This is a genomic window from Streptosporangium amethystogenes subsp. fukuiense, assembly GCF_042665875.1.
Classification (GTDB): domain Bacteria; phylum Actinomycetota; class Actinomycetes; order Streptosporangiales; family Streptosporangiaceae; genus Streptosporangium; species Streptosporangium fukuiense.
Genome location: NZ_JBHTEE010000001.1, coordinates 7,321,191 through 7,338,524 on the forward strand (window position 1 = coordinate 7,321,191; position 17,334 = coordinate 7,338,524).

The window sequence follows — 17,334 nt, forward strand, 5'->3', positions numbered from 1 at the left end:
CACCCCCGAACCGGAAGGCGAGTAGATGACACTCCTCACCAAGCCCATCGAGTTGGGCACCCTGTTCGACGATCTGGCCGACCGGGGCCACACCACGGCCGTGCATCTGAGCCGGCCGCTGGACATCGCGCCCGCGCTGGGCTCCGCGCTGAACATTCCCGGCCTGGCCGGGCTCGTTCGCGATGTCGCCGGGTGGCTCGCAGCCGCCGGGGTGCGGCGCGGAGACCGGGTCGCCATCGCCAAGCGCAACCACTGGGACTACGTGCTGCTGAACTGCGCGGCGGCACGCATCGGCGCGGTGCCCGCGTCGCTCTCCGCGAACCTGGCCCCCGACGTGCTGGAGACGCTGCTGAAGCGGCTGGAGCCGGCCCTCCTGGTCACCGATTCCGCGCTGCTGGCGTCGAGCCGCGAGGCCGGCACCGACCTGACCGGTTTCGCCACCAGGACCCTGCTCGTCGACGGCGCGGCCGAGGGCACCCTGTCCATCGACGATGTGCGCGGCCATACCGTGCCGCCCGCGTACCGCCCGCCCGCCGACGACCCGCTGGCCATCATGCACACCTCCGGCACCACCGGCGTGCCCAAACTCGTCGTCCACTCCACCCGTACGATCATGCGTCGCCTGGCCGGGTTCGAGGCACACCGCTGGCCGGTGCTCGGCAGCCGTCCCGGCGACACCGTGGCCAGTGCGATCTCCTTCGCGCACGGCCGCGCGCTGGCCCAGGCCGCGAGCGTGCTGTGGCTGGCCCCCGCCAAACTCCTGGCGGTCTGCGCCCCCGACTGGGCCGAGGCGGGCCCGTTCCTGCACCGGCATCGGCCCACCACCCTCGAAGCACTGCCCGCGACCTACGTGCGCTGGCAGCGCCACGCCGAGGAGCAGGGCGGTCCGTTCGAGCGCGTCCGTCTCTACATCAGCACCTTCGACGCCATGCACCCGCCCACCGTGCGCGCCTTCCTCCACGCCACGCGGCACCGCCGCCCGGTGTGGTTGCAGGGCTGGGGTCAGAGCGAGACCGGTCCGCTGACCTTCCGGTTCCTCACCCGGCGTGCCATGGCCACCGCGCACGACCGGCACCCCACCACCCGCGACCTCGGCCATCCGATCCCCACCCGCACCCGGCTGCGCGTCATGGATCCCGAGACGCTGCGACCGGTGCCGCGAGGCGCCACCGGCCTGGTGTACTGCCGGACCAAGGCACTGTGCCTCGGATACGTCGGCGAACAGAGCCGCTGGCAGGACAAGCGGGCGGGCGAGTGGTGGAACACCGGCGACGTCGGCGCCCTCACCCGCACCGGCGGCATGCGTTTCGTGGATCGGGAGGTGGACGCCATCCCCGAGGGAAGCTGCGTCGAGTTGGAGGACGTCATCGACGACCGTATCCCCGAGGTGCTGGAGTGCGTCATCCTGAGCGTCCCCGAGCGCCCCTCCCTGCCCGTCGTGGTCACCGAGAACGGCGCACTCGATCTCGGATCGTGGCGGCGCGCCACCGCGGATCTGCCGCGACTGGCCGACCCCGTGGTGCTGACCTGGGATGAGGTACCGCGCACCGGTACCGGCAAGGTCCGCAGGATGGCCCTGCGCGACCGGCTCGGCGAGATGCGGGAGACCCACGGGACGGGCCGGTGGACGTAGTCCGGTCCGGGGTGGCGGCGGACCGGCCGCTGGCGGGGACGGTCGTGCGCGCGCTCGGCGACTCACCCGCGCTGCGGGTCGCCGTACGGCGGCTGCGCGCGCTGGGCTGTGCCGTCGAGACAGGGAGCGAGTCGCCGCCGGACGGGGCCCCCGCGGGGTGGCTGGGCGTCACCCGCCTTCCGTTCACGGTGACGGGCGGTGCGCTGCCCGAGTGCCGGATCGGCTGGTCAGGACCCGTGGCCGTGCCCATGGCCGGCGAACACGACGTGCAGGCCGCCTGCGGGATCATGCAGGTCCACGGGCGGGCCGCCGGCGGGCCACGACCGCTGCGGGTGGACTACGTCTCCGTGTGCGCCGGGGTGCTCGCGGTCCAGGCGGTCAGCGCGGGTGTGCTGGCCCTGCTGCGCGGCGGGCCGGCCCTGGCGGCGGCCACCTCGGCCGCCCAGGCGGCACTGCTGGCTCTCACCCAGTACGTCGCCGCGGCCACCGCCGAGCCCGGTCCCTGCTCACCCGGCCCGGCCGGGTCAGCGGGGTACGGTGCCCCGCTCTTCCGCTCGGCGGACGGTGTGCGTTTCGAGATCGAGACGCTCGACGCCGAGGACTGGCGGTGTTTCTGGACGGAACTGGGTGCGGGCCCCGCCGCGGTCGCGACGGGCTGGCCGCCGTTCCAACAGCGCTTCGCCACCGCGACGTGCCCGCTGCCCACCGCACTCGGGACGGCGGCGGCCGCGCTGGACTACCGGACCGTGCGAGTCGTGGCCGAGCGCAGCGGCGTCAGCGTGCTGCCGGTGCGGGCCGCCGACGCCCCCGGCCTTCTTCCCCCCGCCCCGGCGTCACCGTGGCGGCTGCGCGGGCAGGTCGTCACCGGCCCGGCGTCCGCCCTTCCGCCACTCGGTCCGCATGACCGCGCCCCGCTGGCCGGATTGCGGGTCGTGGAGGCCACCAGCAGGGTGCAGGGCCCGCTCTCGGGGCACCTGCTCGGCCTGCTCGGCGCCGAGGTCGTCCGGCTCGAACCGCCGGGAGGTGATCCCATGCGGGGAGTTCCGCCCATGGCGGGAGAGTGCTCGGCCAGGTTCCAGGCGCTGAACCGGGGAAAGCGGGTGGTCGAGGCCGATCTGAAGTCCGCACCTGGCCGTCGTGCCGCCCTGCGGCTCGTCGCCGCCGCGGACGTGTTCCTGCACAACTGGCCACCGGGCCGCGCGGCCCGGCTCGGCCTGGACCACGAGGCTCTCGCCGCCGTACGGCCCTGTCTGGTTCACGCGCACGCCGGGGGCTGGGCGGATCTCCTGCCCGAGCCCCAGCCGTTGGCCACCGACTACCTGGTGCAGGCGTACTGCGGAGTGGCGGCCCTGGTCGGTGGTCCCGGCGAGCCGCCCGCGCCGACCCTGCTGACCCTCACCGATGTGCTGGGCGGGCTCATCAGCGCGGAGGGGGTCGTCGCCGCGCTGCTGGCCCGCTCCCGCACCGGTGCGGGGGTGCGCGCGGAGACGGCCCTGGTCGACGCGGCCCGTCTGATCCGCGACGCCACCGCCCCGCACGGCAGGGGGGATGCCACGCGCACCGGTGCCGAGGTCGGCGCCGTCGCCGTGGTGACCGACCTGGCCGAGATGGCCGCCGACCCCGCGTTCTCGACCGCGCTCGACATCGGCGGCGAGGCCGTCTACAGCCGCGCACCGTGGACGTTCGTCCCGGCCACCGCGCCCCTTTGGTTGGAGAACACCCGATGAGACCCGTCAATGCGCCGCCCTGGACCTCCGCCAACGGCATCGTCCTGGCCGATCGCGTTCCCGGACGGCTGCGCGCGGAGTGGACCGCGCGTGGACTGTGCCCCGGCCGGGATCTGTACACCCTGTTCGGGGAGCATGTCCGGATGGCGCCCGGCCGTCCCGCGGTCATCGACGAGGCGGGCACCCTCGACTACGCCGCGCTGGATATCCGGGTCCGCCGCGCCGCCGCCGCCCTGTCCGGGGCGGGCTGGGGCTCGGCTGACATCATCGGCGTCCTGCTGCCCAACGGACGCGACGCGGTGGTGGCCGAGCTCGCGGTCGCGGCGATCGGCGCGGTGGCATTGCCCATCCCCGATGCCCGGGGGCTTCGCGACGTCGTCGCCCTGCTTGCCAGGTCCCGGGCCGGAGCCCTCATCACCGTCCCGGCCATGGTCGAGGCGACCCGCGACCGGCGGTGCGAGATGCCGCACCTTCGCGAACTGTGGACGTTCGGCCGGCCCGTGACAGGGGCACGCGGACTGGACCGTCCCGGAGGGAACGAGGTCCGGCGCTGGCGTCCCACCCGTCTCGCCCCGGAGGCGCCCGCACGCATCCTGGTCTCCTCGGGCTCGGAGGCCGAACCCAAGATGGTCGCCTACTCGCACAACGCGATGGCGGGCGGGCGGGGCAACTACCTGGCGGCGCTGCGGTTCGGCCCGGAGCCGATGCGCAATCTGCTGCTGGTCTCCCTGGCGTCCTCGTTCGGGTCCTGTGGGACCTCGGTGACCCTGGCCAGGCACGGCGGCACCCTGGTGCTGCTGTCCCGCTACGACCCCGCCGCCGCGCTGCGCGCGATCGAGCGGCACCGCCCCACCCACGTGCTCGGTGTACCCACGATGCTGCGCCGCATGGCCGATCTCGACGGTCATGCCGACGCGGATCTGTCGTCCCTGCGGGCCGTGATCGCCAGCGGGGCGCCGTTGCATCAGGAGGCGTGGGACGCCTGTGTACGGCGGTTCGACCGGCCTGTCGTCAACGTGTACGGGTCCACCGACGGTGTCAACTGCCATACGGGAGGCGACCCCGGCCGGTGGCGTCCCGGGCTGGCCGGTCGCCCCGCCCCCGACGTGACCGAGGTGACCGTCCGGGACCGCGAAGGGCGACCGGTGCCCGCCGGGGAGATCGGGGAGATCTGGGCGCTGGGACCGATGAGCCCGCTGTGCCACGTGGCGGCACCCGAACTGGACGACCGCTATCGGGCCGCGGGCGGGTGGGTGCGCACCGGCGACCTGGGCCGGTTGGAAGCCGACGGCACGCTGTGGGTCGTCGGCCGGATCCGGCGAGTGGTGGTCAGGGGCGGGCTCAACATCTCTCCGCTCGAAGTGGAGCGCGAACTCGGCACCCACCCCGACATAGCGGACGTGTGCTGCGTTCCGGTCCCCGACCCGGACCTGGGCGAGCGCCTGTGCGCGTGTGTGGCCTCGAAGAACGGCGTCCCGCCGCCATCCCCGGCCGTACTGACCGCCTACCTGCGCGACGAGCGCGGCCTGGAGCCGCGCAAACTGCCCGAACGGTTCGTGGTGCTGCCCGAACTGCCGCTCGGCCCGACCGGCAAGGTCTGCGCCGCCACCCTCGCCCGCATCGCGGCCGAGTCCGCCGTTCCCGGCTCTCTCATACCGACCGAGGAGTAGGACCCATGCACCCAACCGTCACCGCCGCCGGGACGAGCACGTCGCGCTACGTCTTCGACAATCACGGTGAGCACGCCCTCGACCAGCACCGCTGCCTGGCCCGCGCCTACGACCCGATGACCACGGACCGCCTCGCCCAGGCCGGGGTCGCTCCGGGGTGGCGGTGTCTGGAGGTGGGGGCGGGCGGCGGGAGCGTGGCGGTGTGGCTGGCTCGGCGGGTGAGTCCCACCGGGAGCGTGGTGGCCACCGACATCAAGCCCGAGCGCATTCCCACCGTCCCCGGCCTTGAGATCCTGCGCCACGACATCGTGCGCGACCCGCTGCCCGAAGCCGAGTTCGACCTCGTACACGCCAGGCTGGTGCTGCTGCACCTGCCGGAACGCCTCGCCGTGCTGGACCGCCTGGTACGCGCGCTCAAACCCGGCGGCGTGCTCCAACTCGACGAGTTCGACATCACCTACGGCCCCGCGCTGCTGATGCCCGATCCCGCCGCGCGGCGGCTCTACGAGACGTTCATGGAGGCCAAGATTCGCCTGATGACCCGCGCGGGCGCCGATGTGGCGTGGGGGCGCCACGCCGCCGCCGCGATGCACCGTGCCGGCCTGGTCGACATCGACCCGCTGCCCCGGCTGGAGCTGTGGCACTCGGATTCCCCGGGGGTGCACCTTGTCGCCCACCACACCCGGCACCTGCGTGATCAGTTCATCCAGGAGGGGATGACCGACCGGCAACTCGCCGACGTGCGCGTCCTGCTGGCCGACCCCGGCTTCCGGGCCGGTTCGTGCGTGATCTACTCGGTGCAGGGCCGCCGCCCGGTGGAGGCCCGATGAAGCCGCGCGTCAACGTGCACGCCACGGCACCGTATGTCCACTCCGTCATGACGGTCTTCGACGCGGCCGCGTGCGAGGGCCTGGAGCCGGCCCTCGCCGAACTCGTGCGGGTGCGCGCATCACAGCTCAACGGCTGCGCGTTCTGCCTTGGCCTGCACACCCGGGCCGCCCTGGACGCGGAAGAGGACCCGCGCCGTCTGGACGCCCTGTCGACCTGGCGCCAGAGCCCGCTGTTCACCGAAGCCGAACGCGCTGCCCTGGCACTGACCGAGTCCGTGACCCTGATCGCGGAAAAGGGTGTTCCCGACGAGGTCCTCGACGCGGCCGCCGAGCACTTCGACGACACCGAACTGGTCCATCTGCTGTGGACGATCGCCGCGATCAACGCCTGGAACCGGATAGGCGTCGCCACCGCCGCGGGCGGGGTGGCGGTCCGCTGAGCCCGGTCCCAACCGGCGGCGTGGACTTTCAGCCGGTGATGTCTCCGGACCCCGGGGGTCAACGGAACCGTGGTCGGCACTGAGAAGGATCTTGAACGGTGAGAGACGCCAGGGGAGGTCACGCGAACGAGGCGGCGTACTCCGATGCGGTGTCGGAGTACGCCGCCTTGGGGCGCCGGGAGCTACGGGGGCGGCCCGCGCGCTCATGGCGGCCACTTCGGGTCGCGACAGCGTGTGGTCCGGGTGGGCCTGGTCGTCCATGTCGGCGGGCATGGGCCCGCGTGGGGCGCCACGCCGCTCGGCCCTGTCTACTGAGCCGGCTCGGCCGCGTCAACCGACTCGGCCTGTCCGCCGCCGAACACCTCCTTGACGAGCCGCTGCGTCGCCTTCTGGAACGCCTCTCCCATGGACAGCGCGGCGTCGTCGACATAGTTCAGCGCGGCGGTCAGGGTCTTGCCGCCGTCGGGCGTGCTGTACATCAGCGCCGCGTGGCCCGCCATGCCGCCGTTGTGAGTGATGACGGTGCCGCCGTCCGGTGCCTCCTGCACGAACACGCCCAGGCCGTAGCCGGCCTTCGATTCCGGCGTGCACATCTCGGCCAGCAGCGAGGCCGGCAGCAGCTTGCCGCTCACCAGCGCGGAGATGAACGTGTGCAGGTCCTCGGTGGTCGAGATCATGTCACCGCCGCTGGAGATCCAGGAGGGGTTCTGGCGGGTGACGTCGACCGTCTTCTGCCGGCCGTCCTCCTCGTAGCGGTAGTAGGCGTGGGCGTGCGGCTCGGAGATCTCCGTCTGGGTGGTCGGCGCCACGGTGCCCGTCAGCCCGAGCGGCCCCAGGATCAGCCGCCGCATCTCCTCGGCGACCGAGCGGCCGGTGACCTTCTCGATCAGCAGCCGGGCCAGCACGTAGTTGGTGTTGGCATAGCTCCAGTCCGTCCCCGGCTCGAACCGCGCCGGCTTGGACAACGCCAGCCGTACCAGTTCCTCCGGCGGGTAGGTCTTGAACCGGTTGTCCACCCACTCCTGGCCCGCGGGCGTGGCGGGGATCCCCGGCGCGAACGTCCCGTCGTCGTAGTACTCGCCGGTGAAGTTGAACACCCCGCTGGTGTGCTGCAGCAACATCCGCACTGTGATCTTCCGGTCCAGCCCGAACTCGGGCAGGTAGTCATCCACCGGAGTGTCCAGCCCCGATCTTGCCCTCGGCCACCAGCTGCAGCACCACGGTCGCGGTGAAGGTCTTGGTGTTGCTGCCGATCCGGACGTGTCCGTTGGTCGGCGGCTTGGCGGTCTCGCCCAGCTCGGCCGCCCCGGCGCTGCCGACCCACTCGCCCCGCTCGTCGTGCACGCGCAGCGTCACCCCGACGAAACCGGAATCGACCATCTCCTCGATGGCCTTCTGCAGCTCCGGGCGGTCCTGGTCGGCAAGGGGGCTGGACATGGTGGTGTGCTCCTTTGGAACTGTTGTGAAATTCAAGGGGTGCCGCTCTTACAGGCTGCGGGCGGTGATGTCGCCGTACGCGGTGGTCGCGTGGATGGTCAGGGCGGCGTCGGCACCATCGGTGTTCTTGAGCGCGTTGTGGATCCGCCCGTAGGTGGTGCCGGCGTCCAGGGAGGCGGAGACCCCGCGGGCGGCGCCGATCGAGATCTCGCCGGACTCGGTGCGCAGCACGACCGTGCCGCGCACGGCCTCGGTGATGTGGAGGTCGCCCTTTTGGGTGCTGATCTCCGCGGGGCCGCCCAGGCGGCCGACCGAGAGGTCGCCGGCGAGGAGGGTGAGGCGGGCGCTCGCGGCCTCGTCGAGCTTGACCGAGCCCTGCGCGCTCTCGAAGGCGACGTCGCCGAGCCGTCCGACGCCCCGGAGCTCGGCGCTGGCCGCCTTCGCTTCGATGCGGGAGCCGGCGGGCAGCTGGACCGTGACTTCGATGTATCCGGAAGCGCCGAGGATCTGGTTCTTCGCCTCCGGGGCCTTGATCCGCAGGACGCCGTCGCCGTATGCGACCTCGGTCTGCTCTGCCGCCTTCACATCGCGGCTCTTCGAGGCGTTCGCGGGGAGGACCTCGACGACGGTGTCGGCCCGGTCGGCGGCGATGAACTGGATGCGGCCGGCGGGGATGTCGAGGATGGCGGTCACCGGGGTGGGGGTGTCGAACTTCTGCATCGTGTCTTCCTTCGCCCTGTTGTTTCTGACGATGGAAACACTACGTTGCATTTCGCAGTACGGCAATTGATTCGTTGCGTACAAGAGACATTCTCGCAGGTAGAAGTCAGTAATTCGTTGCAGTGTTTTGAATCTAATGCAACAATCCTCACCTTGCTCGTTGCAATGAATCAAAGGTGAACGCTATACTGGAGACACCACGGACCACGAAGGAGACCGCGATGCCGGGAGGCAGACTCACCCAGCAGGACCGCCGGCAGATCGCGCTGGGACTGGCCGACGGTCTCGCCTACGCGGAGATCGCCAGAGGCCTCGACCGTCCGACCTCGACGATCACGCGTGAGGTGATGCGCAACGGCGGCCCCACCGCCTACCGTGCCGACCTGGCCCACCGCGCCACCGAACGCCGTACCCACCGCCGCAGGCGCGCCGCGCCCCGGGACCCCAACACACCCCCGCAGGCCTACGGGCGCGAGGCCGAGGCCGTGCGCGAGTACGAGGAGGTGTTCGCCACCGTCTTCATGCAATCGGGCCTGCCCAAGATGACGGCGCTGGTGCTGGCCAGCCTCTACACCACCGACGCCGGCAGCCTCACCGCCTCCGAACTCGCCGGGCGCCTCCAGGTCAGCCCGGCGTCCGTCTCCAAAGCGATCACGTTCCTCGAAAGCCAGGGCCTCATCCGCCGGGAACGCGACGAGCGCCGCCGCGAGCGCTACATCGTCGACGACGATGTTTTGTACCAGTCGACGATGGCCAGCGCTCGCTCCACCGCCCACCTCGGCGAGGTCGCCCGGCAGGGCGTCGACATCCTCGGCCCCGACTCCCCGGCCGCCGCCCGCCTGGAGAACATCGCCCGCTTCGTCGACTTCGTCTCTGAGAGCATCGCCCGCGCTGCGGACCAGGCCCGCGAGATCCTCCACACGAAACCCGAAACGACCTCGGACAGCACTACCTGAGCCACGTTCAGACCGCGGGCAGGCAGCCTCGGCGTCCACCGGTACGCCTTCAACCACACCAACAGCGTCGGCAAACCACCGCGGCCGTGGTCCGCTCAGTCCTCGCCGTCATCGTCGTCGGCCGGGTTGCGCAGCGGGCGCAGGCCGGGGCGGGGGTGGCGGCCCAGCGTGTTGAGGTTCGCGTGCTTGAGAGGGGAGAGCCGGGCGGCGTCCTCGTTCGGTACGTCCTCCATCGGCATGTTCCGCGCGTTGCCGTTCGTGTACGCGGCGATGAGCGTGAGCGGGGCGGTCACGCTGCTGACCTCTGTCGCCGTGGGGTTCGCCGGGGTGCTGGGGGCGGGCGCGCTGTCACGGCCCCTGCTCCGCTCGGTCACCGCCGACCCGGCCCCACGACCGGACTGACGTCGTCGAACCCGTGGCATCGAGATCGCCGGTGTTCGGGCTGTCTTCTTCTCTGCCGACGGTGTCCCCGCGGATCACACTCCCGATCGGTGGGCGGCCGAGGTATCGGCGCTGGTTCTTCGGGATGTGAGCTGTCCGTGAGGTAACCCGTGCCATGCCACCTCGGGCGGCATGGCACGGGGGTGATTCTCAGCGGTCAGGAGGTCTCCGTGGGTGAGGAGGTCGGTGCGGGTGAGGAGGTCGGCGGCTGGCCGGGCTGGTGGTCGCGGTGCGAGCGGTCTCCCTTGCCGTGCCACTGACCTCCCTTGCCGTGCCGGCCCTGCCCGTCGCGCGTGGTCGCGTCGTGGATCGCGACGGCGGTGGCCGTGCTGCCGTCCACCTTCGCCATGACCATGACCTTCTGCCCGGTCTTCAGGGTGTCGCCGTCCTCGCCGCGGCGGTTGATCCGGGTGTCCCCGTTGATCGCGTACTCCTTGGTATAGCCGTCCTCGCTCTTGACCGTGATCGAGTCCTGGTCGACGGCCGTGACGTCGCCGTACTGGGTGGCGACGGTCACGTACTTGCCCTCACCGTCGGGCACGACGAACTCGCCGTGGATGGAAGGTCCGCCGAAGCCCATCCTGTGGCCCCGGCCCCGGTCCTGTCCCGGCGCCTTGTCGGACGGTGCCGCCGACGGTGTCGCCGACGGTGTCGCGGTGTCGCCGGCCGTGGGCGTCGGGGACGGCGAGGGCGAGAACGCGGCCGCGGTGGCGACACCGGCTCCGGCGACCACGGCGAGCGCGGTGGTGGCGATGAGCAGTGCGGAGCGAGGGATGCGGCGCCTGGGCGGCTCGTTCACCACTGTTTCCGCGGTGCTGAATCCGTCCGATCCAGAGGTCATCTTTCTTCCTCCCCCTAGCAGTCAATAGGACAACAATGCATAAGCTCACCTAAAGCTGCCGTAAATGCCGTTCGTGCTCTGAAGATCACCCTCCGTGTGGAGCAGCCTTCGCGTCGCCGGCTCCGGTGCGCGGAGGCGTTCATGTCGACCGGAACACGATCACGGTGCTGGAGTGGCCGGATCGAGGCACTGATCACTCGGCTGTACGTCAATCCGGACATCGGCCGGATGGGGTGCGGGCGTACGTTCCGGTACGGCCTGGGATACCGGCGGTCCACGATTCGCTTCGCCGAACCGTGGACCGCCGGGACGGTGCCGGGCGGGGAGCCCGCTCGATCAGGTCGTGCTACCGGTGACCGTGCTTCCCGACTTGGTGACGAAGTAGGTCACGGTCGTGCCGCTCCAGAAGTGGAGGGTGAGCGTGACCTTTGAGGCGTCGTCGACCTCGGCGAAGAACTCCGGCTTCAGCGTGATGGTGTTGGTGCTGTAGTTGGGTGCGAAGGCGACGTCGAACTCCTTGAACGAGGTCCAGTTGTGGGGGCCGGCATTGGTGCCGTTGGCGTACTTGGCCTCCATGGTGGCGAGCTGGTCACCCTTGAACGTGGTGGGGATGGCGAAGGAACTCGTCGTTCCGCTCGCGTTCTGCACCGTCGGCGTGTCGTAGGTGACTATGTTGATCCGCCACGGGACGCCCTGGGAGAACCGGGCCGACAGCGTCGCGTTGACGCCGTAGGCCCGGGAGCCCGTCAGCCGGGTGAGCGCGGATGCGGTGAACGTGAGCTGGTCGCCCGAGACGGTGTAGTCGGTGCCGCGTACCAGATCCGTGCCGCCCTGGCGGATCCCCACGAACGAGGTGCCGTTCAGGTTCAGTGTGAGCGTCTTGCCGGTGATGGCGGACGCCTTCGCGTTGAACACCTGATCCGACGAGGCGGTACCCGAGCGCGTCGTCCAGCTGGACTTGATCTGTGCGAACAGTTCGGGGTCGGCCCACTGGAACGAGGTCCGGTTGAAGTGCTGGCCGTTGTCCCACAGCATGGTGGTGATCTGCCTGGTACGCGCGTAGTGGCCGAGGAATTCGAAGAACTTCAGTTTCTCGCCCTGTTGGATCGTGCCGGTGTGCCGGTCGAAGCCCAGCAGGCCGTACTCGCCGATGATCACGGGGATGCCGCGGGTCACGAAGGCGCTGTACACCCGGTCGAAGGCGCCGGTCAGGTCCTGCTGAACGGTGGCGTCGAAGCGCGTGCCGCCGGCGACGTTGACGCTGAACGGCCAGTACCCGTAGAAGTGGACCGTCGCGATGAGGTTGGGGTCGTTCATCGCGTTGAACGTGCTGACCAGCTCGTCGACCCTGGCCTGGTCGGCCGAGGTGTGCAGGGTCGGCAGGACGAGCAACCGGGTCGCGTTGTTGCCGCCCGACTGGCGCACGATGTTTCGGAAGGACGTGTTGAGTTCGTTCAGCAGGGTCGCGTTCTGGGCGTCTCCGGAGCTGCCGGTGAAGGTCGGCTCGTTGACGCTCTCGAACACCAGCTTGGCGGAGGAGTTCCGGAACGTGCCGGCGATCTGGGTCCAGATCGCGTTGTACCGAGCCAGCACGTTCGTTCGGTCGCCCGGCATGTTCTGGATCCACTGCCACGAGTCGTGATGGATATTGATCATCACGTAGAAGCCGTCGGCGAGGGCCCAGTCGACGACCTCTTTCACCCGATTCATGTGCGTCGCGTTGATGGTGTAGTTGGGGGCCCCGCCCTGGTACTGACCCCAGGTCACCGGGATCCGGATGCTGTTGAAGCCCTGCGCCCTGATGTTGTCGAGCAGCGCCGCCGTGATCCGCGGGTTGCCCCATGAGGTCTCGTCCGAGCCGGTGGCGTCGAGGGAGTTGCCCAGGTTCCAGCCGGGCTGCATCGCGGCCACGACGGCCTGCGCGTTGCCGGACGTCGGTGTCGGCGTGGGTGTCGGGGTGGGGGTGGGCGTCGACGTCGGGGTGCCGCCGCAGGCCACGCCGTTGACGGCGAAAGCGGTGGGGTTGGTGTTGGCACCGATGTAGCCGCCGTTGAAGCCGACGGTGACGCCGGCGCCCGTTCCCAGGCCCGGGGCGTACGACGGGGCGGTCACGGTCACGCTCTGGCCCGACTGGGTCCAGGTTCCGCCCCAGCCCTGGGTGACCTGCTGGTTGCCGGGCCAGGTGTAGCGCAGCGTCCACGAGCCGATCGGGTCGCCGAGATTGTTGATCGTGATGTTGGCGCCGAACCCGCTGCCGTTGTCCCATGCCTTGGTGTAGGTCACGGAACAGGCGACCGCCGCCTGGGCGGCGGGCGAGGTGACGGCCACCCCGATCGCCGCCAGGAGTGCGACCGCTGTGGACAGAGCCCACAAACGCAGTGTCTTCATCTTCAAGCCTCCAGGGAAGGGGTGCCCGTGTGGGAGCGCTCCCATCCTTGGCTTGTTTCACATCTGTGTACAGGACGTTTCCCCAGGCCGTGCCGCTGACCTGCTGCTGGGCACGAAGAATTCAGCGGACGTATGAAAATTTCAGTGGTGCGGGCAGGTCGCCCTCAGTCGAGGTTCATGGAGATGGTCCTGTCCCTCGTGGCCGAGGCCTCGCTGCCGTTCGTGCGCCGGGAACCCGGTCAGACGGCCGGCGCCGACCGGACAGGGACATGTGCCGACCGGGGCGTCGTGGGCACCCGGCCGAACGGTCGCCGGCTCAGCGAGCGCCCGCGAGCCGCAGCGCGAGATCGCCGTACTGGTACACGACCTGGTCCTCGGTGAAGTCGCCACTCTCCCGATACCAGACGGAGACGCCCATGCCGAGGTCGAGGATGGCATAGGAGGTCAGCTTCACGGACGCGACGCGGAACCGATCTGCCTGTACCCCGTCGGCGACGAGCTTCCGGAATCCGTGCTCGTATCTTGCGCGCCGCCGGAGAACCTCAGCCCGGTGCGGCTCCTCGAGGCTGCGGATCTCCCGGGTCCCCACGAAGGCCTCCAACCGGTGCCGGGCATGAAACCGCACGTGCGCCTCGGTGGCTCTGCGGAGACGTTCGGTGACGTCCTCGCAGCCTGAGATGGCGGCCTCGTGGTTCTCCAGGAGGGTGTCCATTGTCGCGGTCATGATCTGAGCGAGTAGCTCTTGCTTTGACCCGACGTGCTTGTACAGGCTCGGCCCGCGGATCCCGATCGCAGCCCCGATGTCCGCCATCGTGGTGGCTTGATATCCGCGTTCGGAGAACAACGTCAACGCCGCCGCTCTGATGTCCGCCACACGCACTGCCACGGGCGACCTCCTAGTGCTCCCTTAAGGCTAATCGATGCTAGCTGAAGCGAGGATGATCCCATGCCTTTATTGATCCTCGCCTTGACAGCAGGGAGGGGTGGCGGCTACGAAAGGCTAACAATCATTAGCCTGTTGCGAGAGATGAGCCCAAGACGTCGGGAGGTCGGTCAGTGCCCATTGATTTGTCCCATGAACCGCGGGTGGAGGAGCTGGCTCGGCGCACCGCGCGCTTCGTCCGTGAGGTCGTCGTTCCCGAGGAGGAGCGCTACGGCGGTGTCGCGGCCGTCGGGGGCGAGGAGTTGCGCGGCCGGCTCCAGGCCGCGGCCAAGCAGGCCGGCCTGTTCGCCCCGCACGTGGCGCCCGAGTACGGCGGGCACGGTCTGGACATGCGGGGCCGGGCGGCGGTCTTCGAGGAGGCCGGCTGGTCGCTGTTCGGCCCGCTCGCGCTCAATATCGCCGCTCCGGACGAGGGCAACATGCATCTGCTGGAGGCGGTGGCGACTCACCCGCAGAGGGAGCACTACCTGCGTCCCCTCGCCCAAGGAGAGGTGCGCTCGTGTTTCGCGATGACCGAACCGGCTCCGGGGGCGGGCTCGGACCCGGCCGCCCTGAGCACGCGGGCGACGAAGGTGGCGGGTGGCTGGCGGATCGATGGTCGCAAATGGTTCATCACCGGTGCCGACGGTGCGGCCTTCGCCATCTGCATGGCCCGAACATCAGGTGAGCCGGGAGACCGCGGCGGCGCGACCATGTTCCTCGTGGACGTCGACAATCCGGGAATGAAGATCATCCGACACATCGACACCCTCGACGAGAGCCTGTTCGGCGGGCACTGCGAGATGGTGTTCGACGACTGCGTCGTGTCCGACGACGCGGTGCTCGGTGAGGTGGACAAGGGGTACGACTACGCTCAGGTGCGGCTGGGCCCGGCGCGGATGACACACTGCATGCGCTGGCTGGGCATCGCCCGCCGGGCGCAGGAGATCGCGCTGGCCAGGGCGTCGGAGCGGGAACTCTTCGGCTCACGTCTGGGCGACCTGGGCATGGTGCAGGGCATGATCGCCGACTCGGAGATCGACATCGCCGCGGCCAGGGCGTTGACGCTGCAGGCGTGCTGGGAACTCGACCACGGCCGTTCCGCGGCACAGTCCACCGCGATCGCCAAGGCGTTCACCGCGGAGGCGGTGTGGCGCGTGGTGGATCGGGCGCTGCAGGTCTGCGGTTCCCTCGGGGTGTCCGGCGATGTGCTGCTGGGGCGGTTCCTGCGTGAGGTGCGCCCCTTCCGCATCTATGACGGCCCGACCGAAACGCATCGGTGGGCCATCGCCCGCCGGGCTCTGCGCGGCAGCCGGGCGCACGGGAACGTGACATGACCGGTGTCCCTGAAGGGCTGCACCTGGCCGCCCTTCAGCGCTACTTCGACGCGCATGTTCCGGAGGCGGTCGGCCCGATCACCGCCGAACTGCTGCACGGCGGTCGGTCCAACCTCACCTACCGCCTGACCGACGGCCACAGCGCGTGGGTGCTGCGTCGCCCGCCGCTCGGCGGACTCACCCCGTCCGCGCACGACATGGCCCGGGAGTACCGGGTGGTCGGCGCGCTCCGGGGCACCGCCGTCCCCGTCGCGCCCACGGTCGCGCTGTGTGAGGACACCTCGGTCATAGGGAGCCCGTTCTCCCTCGTCGAGTACGTGCCCGGCGAGGTCGTCCGCAGCCGGGAAGACCTCGCCCGCCATGGCGGAGACGAGCCGGCTCGCTGCGCCTACGGCCTGGTCGATGTGCTCGCCACGCTTCACGCCGTGCCGTACGCCGAGGTGGGTCTGGCGGGCTTCGGCCGCCCCGAGGGTTTCCTGGGACGGCAGATCCGCCGCTGGTACGACCAGTGGCGCCGGGTGGCGACGCGCGAACTCCGCGACATCGATGTCCTGCATGCCAAGCTCGACGAGGCGGTGCCGGCCGAGAGCGGTGCCTCCATCGTCCACGGCGACTTCCGTATCGACAACGCCATCTTCGACGCACGAGACCTGGGCACGGTGCGGGCACTGGTGGACTGGGAGATGGCCACCCTCGGCGACCCGCTGGCCGACCTCGCGCTGCACCTGGTCTACCGCGACCCGGCCATCGAGCCGGTGCTCGGTGGATCGGCGGCCGCTGTGAGCGAGCGCCTGCCCTCCACCGAGGCGCTCGCCGAACGGTACGCCCGAGTGTCCGGGCGCTATCTCGGCCGCCTCGAGTTCTACCTGGCGCTGGGATATTTCAAGATCGCTGTTATCGCGGAGGGGATTCACGCGCGCCATGCGCGGGGGCTGACGGTGGGGCAGGGCTTCGAGACGGCCGGTGCCGCGGTTCCGCGGCTCGCCGCGGGCGGGCTACGTGCGATGACGGGAAGAGAGGTCGGATGACCGGCACCATGCGAACCAGGCCGGCGGCGCTGATCACCGGCGCCTCCCGGGGAATCGGACTGGCCATCGCCGAGCGGCTGGCCGAGGCAGGGCACGATATGACGATCTGTGCCCGGGATGCCGACCACCTCGCCACCGCTGCCGCCCGGCTGGGCGCATATGGGGTGGACGTGCGTTCCGAGGCCGCCGACATGGCCAAGGAGCAGGACATCCTCCGCGTCGCCCAGGCGCACACGTCGGCCTATGGGCGGTGCGACGTGCTGGTGATCGCGGCCGGCGTCGGTACGGCAGGCCCTCTCGACACCGTGCCCCTGCATCGGTTCGACAAGCAGTTCGCCGTCAACGTCCGGGCGTGCTACGCACTGGTACAGGCCCTGCTTCCGGCCCTGCGCGCGACCGCGGCGCAGCGCTCCGTCTCGGGGGTGAAGATCATCGCGCTTTCGTCGATCACGGGCGTCTACCCCGAGCCGGGCCTGGCCGCCTATGGAGCGTCCAAGGGCGCGCTCATCGCGTTGTGCCGCTCGATCAACGCCGAGGTCTCCGCCGCCGGAATCACGGCCACCGCGATCTGCCCCGGCTACGTTGACACTGATATGTCCGCATGGGTGCACGATCGCATCGACCCCACTGAAATGATCAGTACAGCGGACGTCGCGGAGCTGGCGATGAGCATCACCCGGCTCTCCGCACGAGCCGTCGTTTCCGAGCTGGTCGTCACCCGTCCTGGGGGCCAACTACATCGCGCTTGAACGCCGCCACCTGGCCGTTGCCACGCGGGTGTCTTCGGCGATGTGGGCTGGAAGGCCCGACCATGTCATCACGATCATCGCCGTGACGTCCGAGGCTCTCGCAACCCCGAAAGTCAAAGTCCGCTACGGAAAGAACCTCGGACGTTTCGGTTTCCACCACACTCGAAGTGCCCCTACGAGATGGGTGCCGGGTGCCTTCGACATCCCCCGCGGAA

Annotated in this window: 17 protein-coding genes; 10 read left to right on the top strand and 7 right to left on the bottom strand. The window is 70.2% G+C overall.

The genetic code is table 11. The features are described 5' to 3' along the window. Positions 1 to 25 precede the first annotated feature (25 nt). From ACFQVD_RS32490 to ACFQVD_RS32510, 5 genes are read left to right on the top strand one after another with little or no spacing between them, the layout of a single operon-like run. On the top strand, positions 26 to 1,633 hold the full coding sequence (locus tag ACFQVD_RS32490; protein WP_343971514.1) for a class I adenylate-forming enzyme family protein: 1,608 nt from the start codon (positions 26 to 28) through the stop codon (positions 1,631 to 1,633). Continuing rightward, a complete protein-coding gene (locus ACFQVD_RS32495; RefSeq protein WP_343971511.1) occupies positions 1,624 to 3,360 on the top strand; it encodes a CoA transferase in 1,737 nt (578 codons plus the stop codon). The genes ACFQVD_RS32490 and ACFQVD_RS32495 overlap by 10 nt, the downstream gene beginning before the upstream one ends. Continuing rightward, entirely contained in the window at positions 3,357 to 5,030 is a 1,674-nt protein-coding gene (locus ACFQVD_RS32500; protein ID WP_343971508.1) for a class I adenylate-forming enzyme family protein, read from the top strand. The genes ACFQVD_RS32495 and ACFQVD_RS32500 overlap by 4 nt, the downstream gene beginning before the upstream one ends. Positions 5,031 to 5,035: 5 nt before the next feature. Further along, positions 5,036 to 5,860, top strand: a complete 825-nt coding sequence (locus tag ACFQVD_RS32505) for a class I SAM-dependent methyltransferase (protein ID WP_343971505.1) — start codon at positions 5,036 to 5,038, stop codon at positions 5,858 to 5,860. Next, complete coding sequence (locus ACFQVD_RS32510) at positions 5,857 to 6,300, top strand: carboxymuconolactone decarboxylase family protein (RefSeq protein ID WP_343971501.1); 444 nt, start codon at positions 5,857 to 5,859, stop codon at positions 6,298 to 6,300. Before ACFQVD_RS32505 ends, ACFQVD_RS32510 begins: the two co-directional genes overlap by 4 nt. Positions 6,301 to 6,608: 308 nt before the next feature. Here the strand turns inward: ACFQVD_RS32510 and ACFQVD_RS32515 are convergent, their stop codons facing one another. Genes ACFQVD_RS32515 through ACFQVD_RS32525 form a run of 3 tightly spaced genes read right to left on the bottom strand, consistent with a single transcriptional unit; the run spans position 6,609 to position 8,457 of the window. Next, the gene (locus ACFQVD_RS32515; protein ID WP_386368735.1) at positions 6,609 to 7,472 is read right to left on the bottom strand and encodes a serine hydrolase domain-containing protein; all 864 of its coding nucleotides are present in this window, start codon (positions 7,470 to 7,472) and stop codon (positions 6,609 to 6,611) included. Next, positions 7,465 to 7,737, bottom strand: coding sequence for a serine hydrolase (locus tag ACFQVD_RS32520; protein WP_386368738.1), 273 nt, complete (start codon positions 7,735 to 7,737; stop codon positions 7,465 to 7,467). Before ACFQVD_RS32520 ends, ACFQVD_RS32515 begins: the two co-directional genes overlap by 8 nt. A 48-nt stretch (positions 7,738 to 7,785) precedes the next feature. Then, positions 7,786 to 8,457, bottom strand: coding sequence for a DUF4097 family beta strand repeat-containing protein (locus tag ACFQVD_RS32525; protein WP_343971497.1), 672 nt, complete (start codon positions 8,455 to 8,457; stop codon positions 7,786 to 7,788). Positions 8,458 to 8,678: 221 nt separating this feature from the next. Between ACFQVD_RS32525 and ACFQVD_RS32530 the strand changes: the two genes are divergently transcribed. Continuing rightward, positions 8,679 to 9,413 carry a GbsR/MarR family transcriptional regulator gene (locus tag ACFQVD_RS32530; protein WP_343971494.1) on the top strand — a complete coding sequence of 245 codons (735 nt, stop codon included), beginning with the start codon at positions 8,679 to 8,681 and terminating at the stop codon, positions 9,411 to 9,413. A 95-nt stretch (positions 9,414 to 9,508) separates the two neighbouring features. Here ACFQVD_RS32530 and ACFQVD_RS32535 read toward each other — a convergent pair whose 3' ends face one another. Then, positions 9,509 to 9,646, bottom strand: coding sequence for a hypothetical protein (locus ACFQVD_RS32535; RefSeq protein WP_364155791.1), 138 nt, complete (start codon positions 9,644 to 9,646; stop codon positions 9,509 to 9,511). Between the two features lie 4 nt (positions 9,647 to 9,650). On the opposite strand from ACFQVD_RS32535, the gene ACFQVD_RS32540 reads away from it, so the two are divergent. Continuing rightward, positions 9,651 to 9,815 (top strand): hypothetical protein, encoded by a 165-nt coding sequence (locus tag ACFQVD_RS32540; protein ID WP_364155789.1) that lies wholly within the window; start codon positions 9,651 to 9,653, stop codon positions 9,813 to 9,815. 196 nt (positions 9,816 to 10,011) lie between these two features. Here the strand turns inward: ACFQVD_RS32540 and ACFQVD_RS32545 are convergent, their stop codons facing one another. The 3 genes from ACFQVD_RS32545 to ACFQVD_RS32555 all read right to left on the bottom strand — a co-directional run bounded on the left by ACFQVD_RS32545 (position 10,012) and on the right by ACFQVD_RS32555 (position 13,969). After that, positions 10,012 to 10,695, bottom strand: a complete 684-nt coding sequence (locus ACFQVD_RS32545; RefSeq protein ID WP_343971484.1) for a hypothetical protein — start codon at positions 10,693 to 10,695, stop codon at positions 10,012 to 10,014. A 336-nt stretch (positions 10,696 to 11,031) separates the two neighbouring features. Beyond that, entirely contained in the window at positions 11,032 to 13,083 is a 2,052-nt protein-coding gene (locus ACFQVD_RS32550) for a cellulase family glycosylhydrolase (RefSeq protein ID WP_343971481.1), read from the bottom strand. Positions 13,084 to 13,399: 316 nt separating this feature from the next. Next, the gene (locus tag ACFQVD_RS32555; RefSeq protein ID WP_364223247.1) at positions 13,400 to 13,969 is read right to left on the bottom strand and encodes a TetR/AcrR family transcriptional regulator; all 570 of its coding nucleotides are present in this window, start codon (positions 13,967 to 13,969) and stop codon (positions 13,400 to 13,402) included. A 170-nt stretch (positions 13,970 to 14,139) separates the two neighbouring features. Here ACFQVD_RS32555 and ACFQVD_RS32560 point away from each other — a divergent pair, with 170 nt between their 5' ends. Genes ACFQVD_RS32560 through ACFQVD_RS32570 form a run of 3 tightly spaced genes read left to right on the top strand, consistent with a single transcriptional unit; the run spans position 14,140 to position 17,119 of the window. Next, entirely contained in the window at positions 14,140 to 15,342 is a 1,203-nt protein-coding gene (locus tag ACFQVD_RS32560; RefSeq protein WP_343971478.1) for an acyl-CoA dehydrogenase family protein, read from the top strand. Then, complete coding sequence (locus tag ACFQVD_RS32565) at positions 15,339 to 16,370, top strand: phosphotransferase family protein (protein WP_343971475.1); 1,032 nt, start codon at positions 15,339 to 15,341, stop codon at positions 16,368 to 16,370. The genes ACFQVD_RS32560 and ACFQVD_RS32565 overlap by 4 nt, the downstream gene beginning before the upstream one ends. Continuing rightward, positions 16,367 to 17,119 carry an SDR family NAD(P)-dependent oxidoreductase gene (locus ACFQVD_RS32570; protein WP_343971472.1) on the top strand — a complete coding sequence of 251 codons (753 nt, stop codon included), beginning with the start codon at positions 16,367 to 16,369 and terminating at the stop codon, positions 17,117 to 17,119. The genes ACFQVD_RS32565 and ACFQVD_RS32570 overlap by 4 nt, the downstream gene beginning before the upstream one ends. Positions 17,120 to 17,334 lie beyond the last annotated feature (215 nt).